The sequence below is a fragment of the Bradyrhizobium sp. NBAIM14 genome, from assembly GCF_020193895.1.
GTDB classification, from domain to species: Bacteria; Pseudomonadota; Alphaproteobacteria; order Rhizobiales; family Xanthobacteraceae; genus Bradyrhizobium; species Bradyrhizobium yuanmingense.
The window spans coordinates 63,826-81,240 of the sequence record NZ_JADYVQ010000011.1; the positions used below are offsets into that span (position 1 = coordinate 63,826).

Sequence of the window (17,415 nt, forward strand, 5' to 3'; positions counted from 1 at the left end):
TCAAACTTGCGGCCATCCATCCTTGCTGGATGGCCGCCCTTCTTCCTCCGAGCGGAGCGCCAAGAATGGCAACCCGGCAGACGCAGCTTCTTGCGCGGTCGCTCCTGACCCCGGCCGTCGGACTGCTGTTCATCTGGATGATCGTCCCGCTGGCGCTGACGATCTACTTCTCGACGCTGCATTACAGCCTGCTCGATCCCGGCTCGGAATCGTTCGTCGGCCTTGAAAACTTCCGCTACTTCCTCACCGATCCTGCCTTCCTCGCCTCGCTTCAGAACACGCTGGTGCTGGTCGGCTCGGTGCTGGCGCTGACCATCCTGCTCGGCATTCCCCTGGCGCTGCTGATGGACCAACCCGTGGTCGGCCGCAATTTCGTGCGGCTGATGGTGATTGCGCCGTTCTTCGTGATGCCCACGGTGAGCGCGCTGGTCTGGAAGAACCTGTTGATGCATCCGGTGTCGGGATTGTTCGCCTGGCTCGCTTCGCTGTTCGGCCTGACGCCGATCGATTGGTTCAACGACGTGCCGCTGTTTGCGGTGATTTTGATCGTGACCTGGCAATGGCTGCCGTTCGCGACCCTGATCCTGCTCACCGCGCTGCAATCGCTCGACGAAGAGCAGAAGGAAGCCGCCGAGATGGACGGCGCCAGCGCCGTCTCGACCTTCATCTACATCACGCTGCCGCACCTCGCGCGTCCCATCACGGTGGTGATCCTGATCGAGACCATCTTCCTGCTCACGGTGTTCGCCGAGATCTTCGTCACCACCGGCGGCGGGCCGGGCCTGCAAACCACCAACATCGCCTTCCTGATCTATTCGCAGGCGCTGATCCAGTTCGACGTCGGCAGCGCCTCGGCGGGCGGGCTCGTCGCGGTGGTCATCGCCAACATCGTCGCCTTCTTCCTGGTCCGCATCGTCGGCCGCAACCTGGAGGCCTGACATGGCACGGATGGCGACGACGCGGCGGGTGATGATATCGACGGCGGCGGCCTGGCTGTTCGGCTTCCTGATCTTCTTTCCGATCCTGTGGATGGGGCTGGCGAGCTTCAAGACTGAGCTCGAGGCCTTCGCGATCCCGCCATCCTTCCTGTTCTTCCACTGGACCACCGAAAACTACGCGACCGTGCAGGAACGCAGCGATTATCTGCACCACGCGATGAACTCGATCATCATCGCCGGCGGCTCGACGCTCATTGCGCTGCTGATCGCCATTCCGGCGGCCTGGTCGATGGCGTTCTCGCCAACCAAGCGCACCAAGGACATCCTGCTCTGGATGCTCTCGACCAAGATGATGCCGCCGGTCGGCGTGTTGGTGCCGATCTACCTGATCTACAAGAGCCTCGGGCTGCTCGATTCCCGCATCGGCCTCGTCTTCATCCTCTGCCTCGGGAATCTGCCGATCGTCATCTGGATGCTCTTCACATATTTCAAGGAGATCCCGCGCGACATCTTAGAGGCCGCGCGCATGGACGGCGCCACGATCGGCCGCGAGCTGGTCTATGTGCTGACGCCGATGGCGATCCCGGGACTGGCGTCCACGCTGTTGCTCAATCTGATCCTGGCCTGGAACGAGGCGTTCTGGACGCTGAACCTGTCCACCTCGAGCGCTGCGCCGCTCACCACGTTCATCGCCTCCTATTCGAGCCCCGAAGGGCTGTTCTGGGCAAAACTGTCGGCGGCGTCCACGCTGGCGATCGCGCCCATTCTCGTCCTGGGTTGGTTCAGCCAGAAGCAGCTCGTGCGCGGGCTCACCTTTGGCGCGGTGAAATAGGGGGCTGCCGGATCATGGGTCAGATCACACTTCAGGGCGTGCAGAAATCCTTCGGCCCCGTGCACATCATCAAGGGCGCCGACCTCGAGATCGCCGATGGCTCCTTCGTGGTGTTCGTCGGTCCCTCCGGCTGCGGCAAGACCACGCTGCTGCGGCTGATCGCGGGGCTCGAGGACGTCAGCGGCGGCAAGATCCTGATCGACGGCAAGAACGTCGTCGATACGCCGCCCGCCAAGCGCGGGCTGTCGATGGTGTTCCAGTCCTACGCGCTCTATCCGCATATGAGCGTGCGCGGCAATATCGGCTTCGGCCTCAAGATGGCGGGCTTGCCGAAGGACGAGATCAACCGCAAGGTCGAGGCGGCCGCCGCGACGCTGAATCTCACGCCCTACCTCGACCGCAAGCCGCGCGAGCTCTCCGGCGGCCAGCGCCAGCGCGTCGCGATCGGCCGCGCCATCGTCCGCGAGCCCAAGGCATTCCTGTTCGACGAGCCGCTCTCCAACCTCGACGCCGCGCTGCGCGTGCAGATGCGCATCGAGGTGACGCGACTTCAGAAGCAGCTCGGCACCACCGCGATCTACGTCACCCACGACCAGGTCGAGGCCATGACCATGGCAGACAAGATCGTCGTGCTCAACGGCGGCAAGATCGAGCAATATGGCTCGCCGCTGGAACTTTACGAGCGACCCGCCAATCTCTTCGTCGCCGGCTTCATCGGCTCGCCCAAGATGAATTTCGTCACCGGCGAGCCCGCTTTGCAGAAGGGGGCAGCGACGATCGGCGTCCGGCCGGAGCATCTGAAGATCGAGCGCGACGGCGGTGGCGGCTGGCAGGGCACCATTGCGGTGGCCGAGCATCTCGGCAGTGACACCTTCCTCTACGTCGACGCCGGTGCGCTCGGCATGCTGACGGCGCGCTACATCGGCGAATTGAGCCTGCATGCCGGCGACCGGGTGTCGCTGATGCCCGACCCTGCACGCATTCACCGCTTCGACGAGAGCGGCAACGCTCTTCGGGGCTGACAAGAAACGGCAAGAAGACGGAAAGACGACCATGTATCTGGAAAAATTCAGGCTGAGCGGCAAGACCGCGTTCATCACCGGCGGCGGCCAGGGCATCGGCCTCGCCTGCGCGGAGGCGCTGGCCGAGGCCGGCGCGAAGGTCATCATCGGCGACCGCGACGGCAAGGTCGCCGACGGCGCCAAAGCCAGCCTGAGGGCGAAGGGCTACGACATCGAGACCGCAATCATGGACGTCACCAACACCACACGCGTGGCGGAGGTGGCAAATGATCTCGTCGCCCGCCATGGCAAGGTCGACATCCTCGTCAACAATGCCGGCATCGCGCGGAGCGAGACGCCGGCCGAGACCGTTACCGACGAGCACTGGCTCAACGTCATCGACGTCAATCTCAACGGCACCTTCTGGTGCTGCCGCGAGTTCGGCAAGCACATGTTGAAGGCTGGAAGCGGCGCCATCGTCAATGTCGGCTCGATGAGCGGCTTCATCGTCAACAAACCGCAGGAGCAGTGCTTCTACAACGCCTCCAAGGCCGCCGTGCACCATCTGACCAAGTCGCTGGCCGCCGAATGGGGCGCGCGCGGCATCCGCGTCAACGCGGTGGCGCCGACCTATATCGAGACGCCGCTCAACGCCTTCGTGAAGAGCAATCCGAAAATGTATGACGCCTGGATCGGTGGAACTCCGATGGCGCGCATGGGGCAGGTCGAGGAGATCGCCTCCGTCGTGCTGTTCCTCTCGTCCGAGGCCGCGAGCCTGATGACTGGCAGCATCGTGCTGGTGGATGGCGGCTACACTTGCTGGTAGGCTCACCGTCAAAACGGACGGACCGGGAGAGACCATGCCGCGAGCGTATATCGGCGTCGACGTGGGGACCACGAGCACGCGGGCAGGGGTGTTTGACGAGGCCGGCACGCTGCTCGCGACGGCCCGGCATCCGATCAGGATCTGGCACGAGGCCGGCGACATCGTCGAGCAGTCGTCGGAGGACATCTGGCAGGCCTGCGCCAAATCGGTGCGCGCGGCGATGTCGGAAGCAGCGATTACGCCGGGCAGCATCGGCGGCATCGGTTTCGACGCCACCTGTTCCCTCGTGGTGCTCGATCCGCAAGGCGTGCCGCTCACCGTCAGCACCTCCGGCGAGGCGCAGCGCAACGTCATCGTCTGGATGGACCATCGCGCCACGGCCGAAGCGCGGCTGATCAACGAGACCGAGGATGCCGTGCTGCGCTATGTCGGCGGCTCGATCTCGCCGGAGATGGAGATGCCGAAGCTGCTATGGCTGAAGCGGCATCTGCGCGCGAGTTTCGATGCCGCCGGTCACTTCTTCGACCTGGCCGATTATCTGACCTGGCGGGCGACCGGCGCGCTGCAGCGCTCGACCTGCACCGTCACCTGCAAGTGGAACTATCTCGCCCATGACGGCGGCGGCTGGAGCGCGCCGTTCTTCAAGCGCATCGGCCTGTCCGACTTCGTCGCCGAAAAATATGCGCGCATCGGCACCGAAATCGTTGCGCCCGGTACGCGCCTCGGCGTCGGGCTCACGCCGGCAGCAGCATTCGAGCTCGGCCTTCCTCCCGGCACCCCGGTCGGCGCCTCCCTGATCGACGCCCATGCCGGCGGTATCGGTGCGATTGGCGGCCGTGACGGGGCAGGCGGCCCGAGCGATGTCGGCGATCGTCTCGCCTACATCATGGGAACGTCGGCCTGCATCATGGCGACGACGAAGGAGCCGTGCTTCGTGCCGGGCGTGTGGGGTCCCTATTATTCCGGCATGGTGCCGGAGTTCTGGCTCAATGAAGGCGGGCAGTCCGCCGCGGGCGCTGCGATCGATCATCTCCTCAAGTCGCATCCCGGCCATGGCGAGGCGAGCGCGGCGGCACGCAGCGAAGGCCTCGATCTCATCGATTTCCTCGAGCGCCGCATCATCGCGCGCGCCGGCGGTGCCAGCCGCGCCGCGCTGCTGGCGCGCGACGTCCACGTGCTGCCGGAATTCATTGGCAACCGCTCGCCCTATGCCGATCCCGACACGCGCGCGGTGATCGCGGGCCTTGATCTCGACACCGACATCGCCGCGATGGAACGGCTGTTCGTCGCCGGCCTCTGCGGTCTTGCCTACGGGCTTGCGGAGGTCATCGAGGCTTTTGCCGCGCATGGGGTCCGCTCCAGCATCATGATCATGGGTGGCGGTGCCAGCCGCAGTCCTTTGGTGCGGCAGATCATGGCGGATACCACCGGTCTCACGGTCGCGTTGCCGCAGACGAAGGAGCCGGTGCTGCTGGGCGCCGCGATGCTAGGGGCGGTCGCCGGTGGCGCCTATGCCTCGATCGGTGAGACCATGGCCAAAATGTCGGCGCTGGGACGCAAGAGCGAGCCGACCGCGCCTGATATGGCCGCGTTTCACGCCCGCAAGCGCGAGGTCTACAAGCTGCTGCGCGAGCTCGATCGCGGCAGCCGTGCCGCGATGCGCAGCGTCGCGAGAGGTTGAAGGACATGCTGATTGCCTGCGGCGACGCGCTGATCGATTTCGTGCCGATGCGAAACGTCGAAGGGCGCGAAGCGGTGATGCCCGCGGTCGGCGGCTCCTGCCTCAACGTCGCGATCGGCATGGCGCGGCTGGGCGCGCCGACTGGTTTCGTCGGCGGCATCTCGACCGACCTGTTCGGGCGCATGATCGCCGACCATGCCTCCGCATCGAAGGTTGCACTCGATCTCGCCACCCGCAGCGACCACCAGACCACGCTCGCCTTTGTCCGCATTGTCGAGGGCGAGTCGCACTACGCCTTCTACGATGCCGAGACCGCGACGCGGAACTGGACTTACCGGCATGGGTCCATTCCGTTCGATACTGTCGAGGCCGTCCATGTCGGCTCGACCACGCTGGTCAACGACCAGGGTGCGGCCGAGACCAAGGCGCTGATCGCAGACGCGCGGGCGTCGTCCACGATCTCCTTCGATCCGAACTGCCGACCGAACCTCGTCAAGGACAAGCCAACCTATCTCGGCCGAATGGCCGAGTTCGCCGGAAGCGCCGATCTCATCAAGATGTCGGACGTCGATTTCGCCTATCTCTTCGGCGAGGAGCCGTATCAGCAGCGCGCGAGCACATTGCTGGGGCAGGGGACGAGCCTCGTCGTCATCACCCGCGGCAACAACGGTGCCATAGCCTGGCATGCGCAAGCAGGGCAGATCGAAGTGCAAGCACCGAAGGTCGAGGTGGCGGACACTATTGGCGCCGGCGACAGCTTTCAGGCGGCGCTGCTGTTGGCACTTTACAAGCAGGATCGCATCGCCCGGCCGAGATTGAAGGACATCGGCGCGGACGAGCTCCGCCGTGCGCTTTCCTTCGCCGCCAATTGTGCCGGCCTGACCTGCACCCGTCCGGGCGCCGATCCGCCTTGGAGCCACGAGATCAATTGGGACTGGTAGCCCACGTCACATCCGCGCGACGGCCTTCTCGGCACATTTGAGGAAGGTTCCGATCAACGGACTGTGGGAGTCCCGCCGCCAACAGACTGCGATGTCGAGGGAATCGGCGACGTCACGCAGGGGTCTGAACACGACTCCGCGTGGCGCGCCGAGCTGTGCGCAGGCCGGCAGGATGGCGAGACCTTCGCCGGCCAGGACCAGGCTCATCGCCGAATGCACCGTCTCCACCCGGCTGGCGATCGGCATCACCACCTGGTGCCGACGCAATAAAGGGACGACCGCGGAGGAGGCGGGCCCATGGTCCGGATGCGGGAGTGCGATCAGCGGGCGGCCCTGCAGCCGGGCCATCGGCACCGAACTCAAGCGGGCGAGTGGCGAGCGGATCGGCATGGCCAGCATGAAAGGCTGTGCACCGATCTTTGCCACCTGTATCTCGGGATGATTGATTGCGGGCATACACAGCGCGACTGTGACGCTGCGGTCGAGCACGCGGGCCTCGCGCGTCGAGGCGCTCAGCTCAACGAAGCTGAGATCGACGCCGGGAACTGCGCGGCGCAGTTCGGGGATGAGTCGCGGCAACATCGCATTCGCCAGCACGAACATGTAACCGACTGACAGCCGGCCGCGCCGTCCCGAAGCAACCGCGCGTGCGGCTTCGGCGCCGTCCGCTGCCAACGCCAGCGCTTCGCTGGCGCGCGCCAGCAATGCCTGGCCGGCCTCGGTCAGATCCATGCCACGGGTGCCGCGGCGGAACAGCGGCGCGCCGATCTCGGCCTCGAGCTTGCGGATCTGGACCGAGAGCGGCGGCTGCGCCATCCGGAGCTGCTCGGCCGCCTTGCCGATGCTGCGCGCCTCGGCGACGGCGACAAAATAGCGGAGCCGGCGAAGATCCATTGGCATACCGAGAGCGTATGGGTTGGCGATAAAAATGGTATTGGACGGCGAGTTAACAAAACTGTCATTCTCGCTGTCAATGTCTTCGGGCCAATGGCGGCCCGCTTCGGAGCGTGATGTGACGATGAACGGCGATCCCTGTCTGTTGTCCGCGACCGAGCTGCTCGGTCTCGTCGCGGCAAAGCGGATTTCGCCAGTCGAGCTCACCCGCGCTGTGCTTGCCCGCGCCGAGGCCCTCCAGCCCGAATTGAACTGCTTCATCACGTTGTGCGGCGACGAGGCGACCGCAGCGGCGCGCGAAGCCGAGCGCAAGGTGATGGCGGGCGAACCGCTCGGCCTGCTGCACGGCATCCCCGTAACCGTCAAGGACATCGTCAATACCAAGGGGGTCAAGACCACCTTCGGCGCCGTTCCCTACAAGGATAATGTGCCGGCCGAGGATGCCGTCGCCGTCGCGCGGTTGCGCAGCGAAGGCGCGATCCTGATCGGCAAGACCACGACGCCGGAGTTCGGCAGCAAGTGCCTCACCGATTCACCCTTGTTCGGCCGGACCCGCAATGCGTGGGACGCCTGCCGTTCCTCCGGCGGCTCCAGCGGCGGCGCGGCGGTCGCTGTGGCGAGCGGCATCGCGCCGCTCGCTATTGCGACCGACGGCGGCGGCTCGACACGAATTCCGGCCGCCTGCAACGGCGTGGTGGGCCTGAAGCAGAGCAACGGCGTGATCCCGCACAGCCAGGCGCTCGACGTGTTCGGCAACCAGACATATGTCACGCCGACCACCCGGACCGTCGCCGATACTGCGCTGATGATGCAGGCGATGGCGGGCGAAGATCCTATCGATCCCTGGTCGATCGGCGTGCCCGTGCCCGACTTCATCGGCACCGCCGCCCCGCATGGTGATTTGCGCGGGCTGAGGATCCTGTACTGCCTGACGCCGCCGGGCCGTCCGGTATCCGCCGAAGTCGCCGCCAATTTCAAGGTGAGCCTCGACCGGCTGGCCGGGTTAGGGGCCGAGCTCGAGGAATTCTCCGGTGAGGGGTTCGACATCGAGCCGATCTGGCGCGCCATCAACCACACCGTCTGGCGCACGCGCTTTGCCAAGCTTGCGGCCGAGCATCGGGACGAACTGAGCGAGGCCTTCCTCAAGCAGCTCGCGCTCGCCAGCGAAGTCAGCGGCATCGACTATCAGGAGGCGATGTTCGCGCGCACCGCGTTGTTCCGCCGCGTGCAATCGCTGCTTGCGCGCGGTCACCTGCTGGCGATGCCGACGCTGACGCGCACCGCGCTGCCGATCAAGCAGGACCTGTTCGGCAATATCGAGATCGACGGCAGGCATTACGACAGCGTCCGGCCGCATTGGTTCCCCTGGACAATGCCGTTCAACATGACCGGTCACCCCGCGATCAGCCTTCCCTCGGGCTTTGCCCGCGACGGGCTGCCGATCGGGCTCCAACTGGTCGGCCGTTTCCGGGCCGATGCGGAATTGCTGCGCGTGAGCGCTCTGTTCGAGGCGTCAAGCGACCTTCTGTCCCGCTGGCCGTCTTGAGGAGATGGAGATGCAGCAAAGAGCTTGCTTAAGGCGTCCGGACATGTTGATCGTGGCCTGGGTGAGCCCTGAAGCCGAGCGCGCATGAGCGTCTTTGTCCTCCGACGTCTGTTGACTCTGCTGGCGACGCTGGTCGGCGCATCGCTGATCATCTTCCTGGTGCTGGACGCGCTGCCCGGCAACGCAGCGCAGATGCTAATGGGCGCCGATGCTTCGCCCGACGCGGTGCGCGCGCTCACCGTCAAGCTCGGGCTCGACCAGCCGCTGGCGGTTCGCTATTTGCAGTGGATCAAGGGCCTCCTCGTCGGCGATCTCGGCAATTCCTACGTCTACGGCACCCCGGTCGGCAGCCTGATCGCCGAGCGGCTGGTGCTGACCATTCCGCTCGCGATCATGGCCATGACGATCACGGTGACGCTGGCGCTCTCGGCCGGTATCTACACCGCCGCCAACCACAACAAGCTCGGCGATGTCGGCGTGATGTCGTTGACCCAAGTGGGCATCGCGCTGCCGAATTTCTGGTTCGCGATTCTCCTGGTGCTGCTGTTCTCGGTGCGGCTGCAATGGCTTTCGGCCGGTGGCTTTGCCGGCTGGGAGGACGGCATCTGGCCGGGGATCAGGTCGCTGCTGTTGCCTGCGATCTCGCTCGCGGTGGTGCAGGCCGCGATCCTCGCGCGCGTCACGCGTTCGGCCGTGCTCGAAGTGCTGCGCGAGGATTTCGTCCGCACCGCCCGCGCAAAGGGCCTCGGCAAGCGCGAGGTGCTGTGGAGCCACGTGCTGCGGAATGCCATGATCCCCGTGATGACCGTGATGGGCCTGCAATTCGCCAATCTGCTCGCCGGCACCATCGTGATCGAGAACGTGTTCTACCTGCCGGGCCTCGGCCGCCTGATCTTCCAGTCGATCGCCAACCGCGACCTGATCGTGGTGCGCAATTGCGTGATGTTGCTCGCCGCGATGGTGGTGATCGTCAATTTCGTGGTCGATGTGCTCTATGCCTTCATCGATCCCCGCATCAAGGTGCACGACCTGTGAGCGCGCCCATCACCATCGACGCGCCCGTCGCAACGCGTCCGCTGCCGGCGCGCACGTTCTGGCGCCGCGCGCTGCGCCACCGCAGCTTCGTCCTCGGTGGCACGCTGAGCCTTCTGGTGCTGGCTTCGGCACTGTTGTCGCTGGTATGGACGCCGTGGTCGCCTTACGAAATCGACATCGCCGCAAAGCTCCGCCCGCCCTCGGCGGCGCATTGGCTCGGCACCGATTCCTTCGGCCGCGACATCGTCTCGCTGCTGCTTGCGGGCGCCCGATCCACCATCATGGTCGGTGTCATCGCCGTCAGCATCGGTCTTACCTTCGGCGTCACTCTGGGTCTGATCGCCTCGGCCCGGCGCGGCTGGACGGAGGAGATCATCATGCGCTTTTCCGATTTCACCTTCGCCTTTCCGGCCGTGCTGTCCGCGATCATGCTCGCCGCCGTCGTGGGGCCGGGCATGGTGACCTCGATCGTCGCGATCGGCATCTTCCAGATCCCGACCTTGACCCGGCTGACGCGCGGCTCGGCCAATGCGATCTGGGCGCGTGAATTCGTGCTGGCGGCACGGGCGGCGGGCAAGGGGCGCTTCCGCATCACCATCGAGCATGTGCTGCCGAACATCCTGTCGATCCTGATCGTGCAGGTCACCATCCAGTTCGCGCTCGCCATTCTCGCCGAGGCCGCGCTGTCCTATCTCGGCCTCGGCACGCAGCCGCCGCAGCCATCCTGGGGACGGATGCTGAACGATGCGCAGACGTTGCTGTTCCAGTCGCCGATGCTCGCGGTCTATCCGGGCGTTGCGATCGCAATCTCGGTGCTCGGCCTCAACCTGCTCGGTGACGGATTGCGCGACCTGCTCGATCCCCGGCTGGCGCGGGAGCGATGACGATGGCCGAGCGCTCCAACATGCCGCTAATCGAGGTCGACAATCTCGGTGTCCGCCTCAACACCAGCCGCGGGCCGGCGCAGGCCGTGCGCGGTGTCAGCTTTGCGCTGACGCGCGGCGAGACGCTCGGGCTCGTGGGCGAGTCCGGCTGCGGCAAGTCGGTCACGGCGTTGTCGTTGATGGGGTTGCTGCCGGACAGTGCCGTCGTGACCGGCAGCATCAAGCTGGACGGCGATGAACTCGTCGGACTTCCGGATTCCGACTATTGCCGCCTGCGCGGCAACCGCATCAGCATGATCTTCCAGGAGCCGATGACAGCGCTCAATCCGATGCACACGATCGGCACCCAGGTCGCCGAGCCGCTGCGCCGTCACAAGAATTATTCGGCGGCGCAGGCTCGTCGGGAAGCAATCGCCTTGCTCGACCGCGTCGGGCTGCCCGACCCCGCGCGTCGTGTCGATGCCTATCCGCATCAGTTCTCCGGCGGCCAGCGCCAGCGCGTCACCATCGCGATGGCGCTCGCGTGCGAGCCGGACCTGTTGATCGCGGACGAGCCGACCACCGCGCTCGACGTCACCATCCAGGGCCAGATCCTCGACCTCATCGCCGATCTCGTCGAGGAGCGCGGCATGTCCATGATCCTGATCTCGCACGATCTCGGCGTCATTGCAGAGAACGTCCAGCGCATGATGGTGATGTATGGCGGCACCGTCGTCGAGAGCGGCCCGACCGACGAGGTGTTCCGTCGCATGGGCCATCCCTACACGCAGGGCCTGTTCCGTGCCCGGCCCAAGCTCGGCGCGCGTAAGGGGACGCGGCTGAAGACGATCGCGGGCACGGTGCCGGAGCTCGCCGATCTGCCGTCCGGCTGCACCTTCTCCGATCGCTGCCCGCTGGTGATCGACCAATGCCGCGTCGCGCTGCCGCCGATGGTGGACGTCGGGCCCGGCCATTTTGCGCGCTGCATAAGAACGGACGTGTCGATGGCCGAACGCGTCGGAGCGCTGACCGCATGAGCACCGCGCCGCTTCTCGACGTCAGGGATCTCGAACAGCGCTACACGCTCCCGCGCGAGAGCCTGTTCCGTCCGCCGGGGCAGGTGCGCGCGCTCAACGGCGTCAGTGTGCAGGTCCGAGCCGGCAAGAGCCTCGGCATCGTCGGCGAGTCCGGCTCCGGCAAGTCCACCTTCGCGCGCGTCGTGATGGCGCTGGAGCGGCCGACCGCAGGACAGGTCGCGCTGCTCGGGCGCGATCTCAACCGCTTGCCGGCCGACGAGCTGCGCCGCGCCCGGCGTGATTTCCAGATGGTGTTCCAGGATCCCTACGGCTCGCTCGATCCGCGGCAGACCATCGCGCGGATCGTCGCCGAGCCGCTGACCGTGCTGGAAGGTGCCGACCGCACCACGTTCCGCGACCGCGTCGCCGCGGTGCTGCGCCAGGTCGGCTTGCGCGATGCGGACATGGAAAAATATCCGCACGAATTCTCCGGCGGCCAGCGCCAGCGCATCGCGATTGCGCGTGCGCTGATCACCCAGCCGAAGCTGATCGTTGCCGACGAGCCGGTCTCGGCGCTCGACGTCTCCGTGCAGGCCCAGGTGCTGAACCTGATGCAGGACCTCCAGGAGCAGTTCGGCCTGAGCTACATCCTGATCAGCCATGACCTCGCCGTGGTCGACTATCTCTGCGACGAGGTCGCGGTGATGTATCTCGGCCGCATCGTCGAGCAGGGGCGGCCAGAGGATTTGTTCGAGCGCTGCGCCCATCCCTATACGCGGGCGCTGCTGGAGGCGGTGCCGCGGGCTCGCGCCGGGGGTGGCCGCCGCCGGCGCGGGGCCCAGGCGATCGCCTCGCACTCGGCGGTGACGACCGGATGCCCCTATGCATCGCGCTGCCCGCTTGCCGACCAGCATTGCCGCGAGGTTCCGCCTGCGTTACGCAAGGTGGGCGAGGGGCACCTTGCCGCCTGCCACAAGGCCGAGGCTGTGATGGCGTTGCCGCAGGCGGCCATGGAAGGTTAGTGTCCGGGGCAGGATTGGCGTTAAGCTGGAAACAGGATTGGCAGGGGAGTTTGCGCATGTTCAGGAAACTATCGATCGTCGCCTTTGCCGCTGCGCTCGTCGCGGCGCCCTTGCCGGTGCTGGCGCAGAGCAAGAAGGACAGCGTCGTCATGGCGATGGCGCTGGAGCCGCCGGGGCTCGACCCGACCAATGCGGCCGCCGCCGCGATCGCCGAGGTCACGCTCTACAACATCTATGAGACGCTGACCAAGATCAACGAGGACGGCTCGGTCTCGCCGCTGCTGGCCGAGAGCTGGACCGCTTCGCCCGATCTGAAGACCTATACGTTCAAGCTGCGCAAGGGCGTCAAATTCCACAATGGCGAAGCGTTCGATTCCGCTGCGGTGAAGTTCTCGTTCGAGCGCAACGCGGCGCCGACCAGCACCAACAAGGACAAGAGCCTGTACCAGGCCTTCGAGAAGGTCGAGACGCCCGATGCCGACACCGTCGTGATCACCGTGAAATATTCCGAGCCGAACCTGCCGTTCCTGCTCGGGCAGGCGGGCGGCTCGATCGTCGAACCGAAGAGCGCGGGCACCAATGTCACGCAGCCGGTCGGGACCGGACCGTACCAGCTTGGCGGCTGGGCTAAGGGCTCTTCGCTCACGCTGACCAAATGGGCCGACTACCGCAACGCCTCCGCGATCAAGCTGTCCAAGGTGACGATTCGCTTCATCTCGGATCCGGCGGCGCAGGTGGCGGCGCTGCTGTCGGGTGACGTCGATGCATTCCCGCGCGTCGCCGCGGCGCGCGCCTTGGCACAGTTCAAGGCGGATCCGCGCTTCACGGTGCTGGTCGGCGGCTCCCGGGCCAAGACCATCGTCGCCATCAACCACCGCAAGAAGCCGCTGGACGACGTCCGCGTCCGCCGCGCCATCCTTGCCGCGATCGACCGCAAGGCCATGATCGACGGCGCCGTCGACGGCTTCGGCACGCCGATCGGCAGCTTCTACGTGCCGGGCGCGCTCGGCTATGTCGACACCACCGGCATCAACCCCTATGACCCCGAGAAGGCCAAGAAGCTGCTCGCGGAGGCCGGCGTCACCACGCCGCTCGAATTGTCGCTCAAGCTGCCGCCGCCGTCCTATGCGCGGCAGGGCGGCGAGATCGCCGCGGCCCAGCTCGCCAAGGTCGGTATCATCGCCAAGATCGAGAACGTCGAATGGGCGCAGTGGCTGTCGCAGGTGTTCGCCGGCAATGGTCCGCACAATTTCGATCTCACCATCGTCAGCCATGTCGAGCCGTTCGACCTCGTCAAGATCACCGAGCCGGACTACTACCTCGGTTACAACAACGAGAAGTTCAACGCGCTCTACAAGCAGATCGTCTCGACGCCGGACGAAGCCGGCCGCGCCAAGCTGCTTGGCGATGCCCAGCGCATGCTGGCGACCGATGCGGTCTCCGCCTACCTGTTCCAGCCGCAGCTCATCACCATCACCAACAAGAAGCTGAAGGGCGTCTGGAAGGAAGTCCCGCAATTCGAGAACGACTTCTCCGCCTGGTATTGGGAATAGGCGGCGTCCATTGCTGTGCCCTCTCCACGCGTTGGAGAGGGCAGCTCCAAACAAAACCTGAAAAACAACCCCATGCACAGTAGCCGGGGTCAGTCATTTCAATGGTTTACACGTCGCGCCTGTACGATCGACGCGATTCGCCTAGAAGTTGACCCGTCGGGCAAAACACTGGCATGATGGCATGCTCGCGTCTCGTGGTGGAGATGCGCCGTCGGGCGAGGCAGAAGTGCAGAAATCATCCCGCCGCGATGCAGGCATTGCCGCGGCGGCCATCACCGCCGAGGCGCCGATCTCCTTGAAGCTCGATCATGCGCCGATGAGCGATATCACTCATGCCTTGGCCAGTGGGCATGTCACGGCCACGGCGCTGGTCGAAGCCTATCTCGCGCGCATCGAAGCCTACGACCGCGACGGGCCCAAGCTCAACGCGGTCCGCGCGCTCAATCCCGACGCGCTCGCGATCGCGGGCAGGCTCGACGGCGCCGAGCCGTCGGCCGAGCGGCCGCTGGCCGGCATCTCGATCCTGGTGAAGGACAACATCGCAACCGGCGACGCGCAGCCGACCACGGCGGGCTCGCTGGCGCTGGAAGGCGCACGCGCACGCGACGATGCGACGCTCGTCAAGCTGCTGCGCGAGGCCGGCGCGGTGATCCTCGGCAAGGCGAATCTGACCGAGTTCTCCAACATGCTCGCGGTCGACATGCCTTCCGGCTATTCGTCGCTGGGCGGTCAGGTCAAGAATCCCTATGCGCCGGCGCTGGCCGACGATCACGGCATCCCCGTCGTGTCCCCGGGCGGCTCGAGCGCGGGTTCGGCGGTCGCGGTGGCGGCGGGCTTGTGTGCGGCCTCGATCGGCACGGAGACCTCGGGCTCGCTGCTCTTTCCCGCCAGCCAGAATGGCCTCGTCACCGTGAAGCCGACGGTCGGGCTCATCAGCCGTGCCGGCATCGTGCCGATCTCGCATAGTCAGGACACCGCGGGGCCGATGACGCGGACCGTGCGCGACGCGGCGCTGCTGCTCAACGCGCTCGCGGCCAAGGACCCGCTCGATCCGGCGACGCAAAAGCAGCGGCGGCCGGCCGATTACACCGCCGGTCTGACGCGCGATGCGATGAAAGGTGCGCGCATCGGCGTGCCGAGCGATCCCGCCGATCCGCTGAATGATCCCTTCTTCCGCAAGCTGCCCCCCAAAGGAGCGAAGGTGGTAGGGGAAGCGATCAAGGTGCTGGAGGATCTCGGCGCCGTGATCGTGCGCGCCAGCATTCCGACAGCCGGCTGGATGAGCGGACCGGGTACGATCATGGCCGTGCTCAACCGCAATCCGCTGAGCGCCAACAGGGGCAATGCGGTCCCGCAGCGGATCGTCTTCATCTACGAGTTGAAACGAGATCTCAACCTCTACCTGAGGGATTGGGCGACCAACACCACCATCAAGACCATGACCGACATCGTGGCCTTCAACGAAGCCAATGCGGGCAAGGCGCTCCGCTTCGGCCAGGACAACTTCCTCGCAGCCGACCTCACCCGGGGCGACCTGAGCGAACGCGAGTACAAGGCGGCACTCGCCATGGACCTGCTCAGCGCCAGGACCCGCGGCATGGATGCCTACATGAACCAGCACAAGCTCGACGCCGTGCTGTTCCCGGGCAGCGAAGGCGCCGCGATCGCCGCCAGGGCGGGCTATCCCAGTGTCCTCGTGCCGTGCGGCTTCGTCGCCGGCGTCGACGGCAAGGATACGCCCGATTATCCGTTCGGCGTCACCTTCGCAGGCCGCGCCTGGAGCGAGCACAAGCTGCTTCGCCTGGCCTACGCTTATGAGCAGGCCTCCGCCAAGCGCAAGCCGCCGCCTGGCTTGCCGGCGCTTTAGAGTGCACTGTGCATGTGCCGGTTGGTGGCGGTGGCATGCGCTGACAAATCCGTTGTCTGTTCTCACCGATATGGCGGACGTGCCGTCCTGCCCTGGGGAGGGCGCTTTGTGACCCGAAGGCGCCATCGACCAGACGTCTAATCGGCCCTTCAACTCACCTGTGTGCCCTTGTGTTATTGTATCCCTTCCGGGAACTCGATGGAGGGAAGGATGGACATTCGATCGAAATTGACGGCGCTGTGTGAAGCGTTCAACGCGCACGACTTGGATTCCATCATGGAGTTCTTTGCTGACGATTGTGTCTTGGAGATGCCGAGGGGAAGCAAGCCTTGGGGCTCCCGCTTCGAGGGCAAACGCAACGTACGAGACGGGCTCGCGACGCGCTTTGAAGGCTTACCGGATGTTCACTACGGCGACGCCGAGCATTTTGTGGATACGATGGCAAACACGGGCATTTCAAAATGGACGCTAACGGGCACTACAGGCGAAGGAAAAAAGATCGAGGTCCGAGGATGTGACTTTTACACTTTTCGCGCGGACGAGGTGATCCGCAAGGACTCGTATTGGAAGATTGTTGAAGGACCTTCGTCAGCCTAACGACGCACATGTCCGAATGTGGCCCAGAGGTGCAGGTCCAGGCAGCGTCTCTGTTCTCGGCTCATCGCGGAAATCGGAAGTAACCTGCGTGCCGACAATTGGCGCTCGGACGGCAGAGCGCGCAGGCAGAACGCTTTCATACATTTCCTTTCCAGATCAGCCATCGGTAGACGCCGAACACGTTGATAAGTGTCACCACCACGTTTTGCACCATCAGCGCATATTCCGCTGTTAGATAGCCGACGACGATCCAGATCACCGATGCACCGCTCAGTACGACGAAGGCCCAGCCGGTAATGAGTGGCCGCGCCCGGGCAGCTAGGATCAGCCCGGCGCCGATCGTGCCGACTGTCGCCACCCAACGCAGGATTTCATCCATGACGCGTGTGCTCCCCGAAAACCGACGTCGGAGCGTCGTTCCGCGATTTGCCTATACGGACGCAGTCACAGGCAGGCCGTCGGAGTGGAACTTTCCGTCTCGTGCCGACCACCATGCGACCCACCGCCCGAGCGACTTGGCTCCACAGTGGCGGCGGAAGGTCAGGCGCCAGTGTGGTGATCCCGTGCGGTATCAACTCCGCTGCGCCGAAATCGGAAGCTCCTTTTTTCTCATCCCCGAACTGCGTTTCCATCAACCGGCGTGCTGGCACATTGCCCCGGGCTGCCGAAATGAAATCTGAGCCGAGGACTTATCTGCACAACGAGCTGATCGAATGAGCGCGACTTCCGCGTTTGCTCAACCTGAGTTCTTCGCGTTGTGACCCTTTACAGACGCCGAACACTCAACGGAACGAGCCAGTTTC

General features: G+C 65.2%; 16 protein-coding genes. 14 read left to right on the forward strand and 2 right to left on the reverse strand.

Annotated elements, in window-relative coordinates:
* Positions 1–65: 65 nt before the first annotated feature.
* From I6F28_RS23865 to I6F28_RS23890, 6 genes are read left to right on the forward strand one after another with little or no spacing between them, the layout of a single operon-like run.
* Positions 66–938 carry a carbohydrate ABC transporter permease gene (locus I6F28_RS23865; protein WP_225141348.1) on the forward strand — a complete coding sequence of 291 codons (873 nt, stop codon included), beginning with the start codon at positions 66–68 and terminating at the stop codon, positions 936–938.
* Position 939: 1 nt separating this feature from the next.
* Positions 940–1,770 (forward strand): carbohydrate ABC transporter permease, encoded by an 831-nt coding sequence (locus I6F28_RS23870; RefSeq protein ID WP_036005504.1) that lies wholly within the window; start codon positions 940–942, stop codon positions 1,768–1,770.
* A 14-nt stretch (positions 1,771–1,784) separates the two neighbouring features.
* Positions 1,785–2,792, forward strand: coding sequence for an ABC transporter ATP-binding protein (locus I6F28_RS23875; protein WP_036005503.1), 1,008 nt, complete (start codon positions 1,785–1,787; stop codon positions 2,790–2,792).
* 31 nt (positions 2,793–2,823) lie between these two features.
* The gene (locus tag I6F28_RS23880; protein WP_036023419.1) at positions 2,824–3,597 is read left to right on the forward strand and encodes an SDR family NAD(P)-dependent oxidoreductase; all 774 of its coding nucleotides are present in this window, start codon (positions 2,824–2,826) and stop codon (positions 3,595–3,597) included.
* A 34-nt stretch (positions 3,598–3,631) separates the two neighbouring features.
* Complete coding sequence (locus I6F28_RS23885; protein WP_225141350.1) at positions 3,632–5,278, forward strand: FGGY-family carbohydrate kinase; 1,647 nt, start codon at positions 3,632–3,634, stop codon at positions 5,276–5,278.
* A 5-nt stretch (positions 5,279–5,283) separates the two neighbouring features.
* Positions 5,284–6,219 carry a carbohydrate kinase family protein gene (locus I6F28_RS23890; RefSeq protein ID WP_225141352.1) on the forward strand — a complete coding sequence of 312 codons (936 nt, stop codon included), beginning with the start codon at positions 5,284–5,286 and terminating at the stop codon, positions 6,217–6,219.
* A gap of 6 nt (positions 6,220–6,225) precedes the next feature.
* Here the strand turns inward: I6F28_RS23890 and I6F28_RS23895 are convergent, their stop codons facing one another.
* Positions 6,226–7,113, reverse strand: coding sequence for a LysR family transcriptional regulator (locus I6F28_RS23895; protein WP_225141478.1), 888 nt, complete (start codon positions 7,111–7,113; stop codon positions 6,226–6,228).
* Between the two features lie 124 nt (positions 7,114–7,237).
* On the opposite strand from I6F28_RS23895, the gene I6F28_RS23900 reads away from it, so the two are divergent.
* The 8 genes from I6F28_RS23900 (at position 7,238) to I6F28_RS23935 (ending at position 16,612) form a co-directional block, all read left to right on the forward strand.
* Positions 7,238–8,659, forward strand: a complete 1,422-nt coding sequence (locus I6F28_RS23900) for an amidase (RefSeq protein WP_225141353.1) — start codon at positions 7,238–7,240, stop codon at positions 8,657–8,659.
* Positions 8,660–8,743: 84 nt separating this feature from the next.
* Complete coding sequence (locus tag I6F28_RS23905; protein ID WP_036005490.1) at positions 8,744–9,694, forward strand: ABC transporter permease; 951 nt, start codon at positions 8,744–8,746, stop codon at positions 9,692–9,694.
* Positions 9,691–10,578 carry an ABC transporter permease gene (locus I6F28_RS23910; protein ID WP_036005488.1) on the forward strand — a complete coding sequence of 296 codons (888 nt, stop codon included), beginning with the start codon at positions 9,691–9,693 and terminating at the stop codon, positions 10,576–10,578. The genes I6F28_RS23905 and I6F28_RS23910 overlap by 4 nt, the downstream gene beginning before the upstream one ends.
* 2 nt (positions 10,579–10,580) lie before the next feature.
* Positions 10,581–11,594: an ABC transporter ATP-binding protein gene (locus tag I6F28_RS23915; RefSeq protein ID WP_225141354.1), complete on the forward strand. Its 1,014-nt coding sequence runs from the start codon at positions 10,581–10,583 to the stop codon at positions 11,592–11,594.
* Entirely contained in the window at positions 11,591–12,595 is a 1,005-nt protein-coding gene (locus I6F28_RS23920; RefSeq protein ID WP_225128876.1) for an ABC transporter ATP-binding protein, read from the forward strand. Before I6F28_RS23915 ends, I6F28_RS23920 begins: the two co-directional genes overlap by 4 nt.
* Positions 12,596–12,651: 56 nt before the next feature.
* Entirely contained in the window at positions 12,652–14,148 is a 1,497-nt protein-coding gene (locus tag I6F28_RS23925) for an ABC transporter substrate-binding protein (RefSeq protein WP_225141355.1), read from the forward strand.
* Between the two features lie 226 nt (positions 14,149–14,374).
* Positions 14,375–16,015, forward strand: a complete 1,641-nt coding sequence (locus tag I6F28_RS23930; RefSeq protein WP_225141356.1) for an amidase family protein — start codon at positions 14,375–14,377, stop codon at positions 16,013–16,015.
* A gap of 210 nt (positions 16,016–16,225) precedes the next feature.
* Entirely contained in the window at positions 16,226–16,612 is a 387-nt protein-coding gene (locus I6F28_RS23935) for a nuclear transport factor 2 family protein (RefSeq protein ID WP_036035076.1), read from the forward strand.
* A 136-nt stretch (positions 16,613–16,748) separates the two neighbouring features.
* Here the strand turns inward: I6F28_RS23935 and I6F28_RS23940 are convergent, their stop codons facing one another.
* Complete coding sequence (locus I6F28_RS23940) at positions 16,749–16,991, reverse strand: hypothetical protein (protein WP_051056887.1); 243 nt, start codon at positions 16,989–16,991, stop codon at positions 16,749–16,751.
* Between the last annotated feature and the right edge of the window lie 424 nt (positions 16,992–17,415).

Bases quoted from the DNA above. Each gene is read 5' to 3' on its own strand.
- I6F28_RS23865 (WP_225141348.1), top strand. From the start codon at position 66: ATGGCAACCCGGCAGACGCAGCTTCTTGCGCGGTCGCTCCTGACCCCG.
- I6F28_RS23870 (WP_036005504.1), top strand. From the start codon at position 940: ATGGCACGGATGGCGACGACGCGGCGGGTGATGATATCGACGGCGGCG.
- I6F28_RS23875 (WP_036005503.1), top strand. From the start codon at position 1,785: ATGGGTCAGATCACACTTCAGGGCGTGCAGAAATCCTTCGGCCCCGTG.
- I6F28_RS23880 (WP_036023419.1), top strand. From the start codon at position 2,824: ATGTATCTGGAAAAATTCAGGCTGAGCGGCAAGACCGCGTTCATCACC.
- I6F28_RS23885 (WP_225141350.1), top strand. From the start codon at position 3,632: ATGCCGCGAGCGTATATCGGCGTCGACGTGGGGACCACGAGCACGCGG.
- I6F28_RS23890 (WP_225141352.1), top strand. From the start codon at position 5,284: ATGCTGATTGCCTGCGGCGACGCGCTGATCGATTTCGTGCCGATGCGA.
- I6F28_RS23895 (WP_225141478.1), bottom strand. From the start codon at position 7,113: ATGGATCTTCGCCGGCTCCGCTATTTTGTCGCCGTCGCCGAGGCGCGC.
- I6F28_RS23900 (WP_225141353.1), top strand. From the start codon at position 7,238: ATGAACGGCGATCCCTGTCTGTTGTCCGCGACCGAGCTGCTCGGTCTC.
- I6F28_RS23905 (WP_036005490.1), top strand. From the start codon at position 8,744: ATGAGCGTCTTTGTCCTCCGACGTCTGTTGACTCTGCTGGCGACGCTG.
- I6F28_RS23915 (WP_225141354.1), top strand. From the start codon at position 10,581: ATGGCCGAGCGCTCCAACATGCCGCTAATCGAGGTCGACAATCTCGGT.
- I6F28_RS23920 (WP_225128876.1), top strand. From the start codon at position 11,591: ATGAGCACCGCGCCGCTTCTCGACGTCAGGGATCTCGAACAGCGCTAC.
- I6F28_RS23925 (WP_225141355.1), top strand. From the start codon at position 12,652: ATGTTCAGGAAACTATCGATCGTCGCCTTTGCCGCTGCGCTCGTCGCG.
- I6F28_RS23935 (WP_036035076.1), top strand. From the start codon at position 16,226: ATGGACATTCGATCGAAATTGACGGCGCTGTGTGAAGCGTTCAACGCG.
- I6F28_RS23940 (WP_051056887.1), bottom strand. From the start codon at position 16,991: ATGGATGAAATCCTGCGTTGGGTGGCGACAGTCGGCACGATCGGCGCC.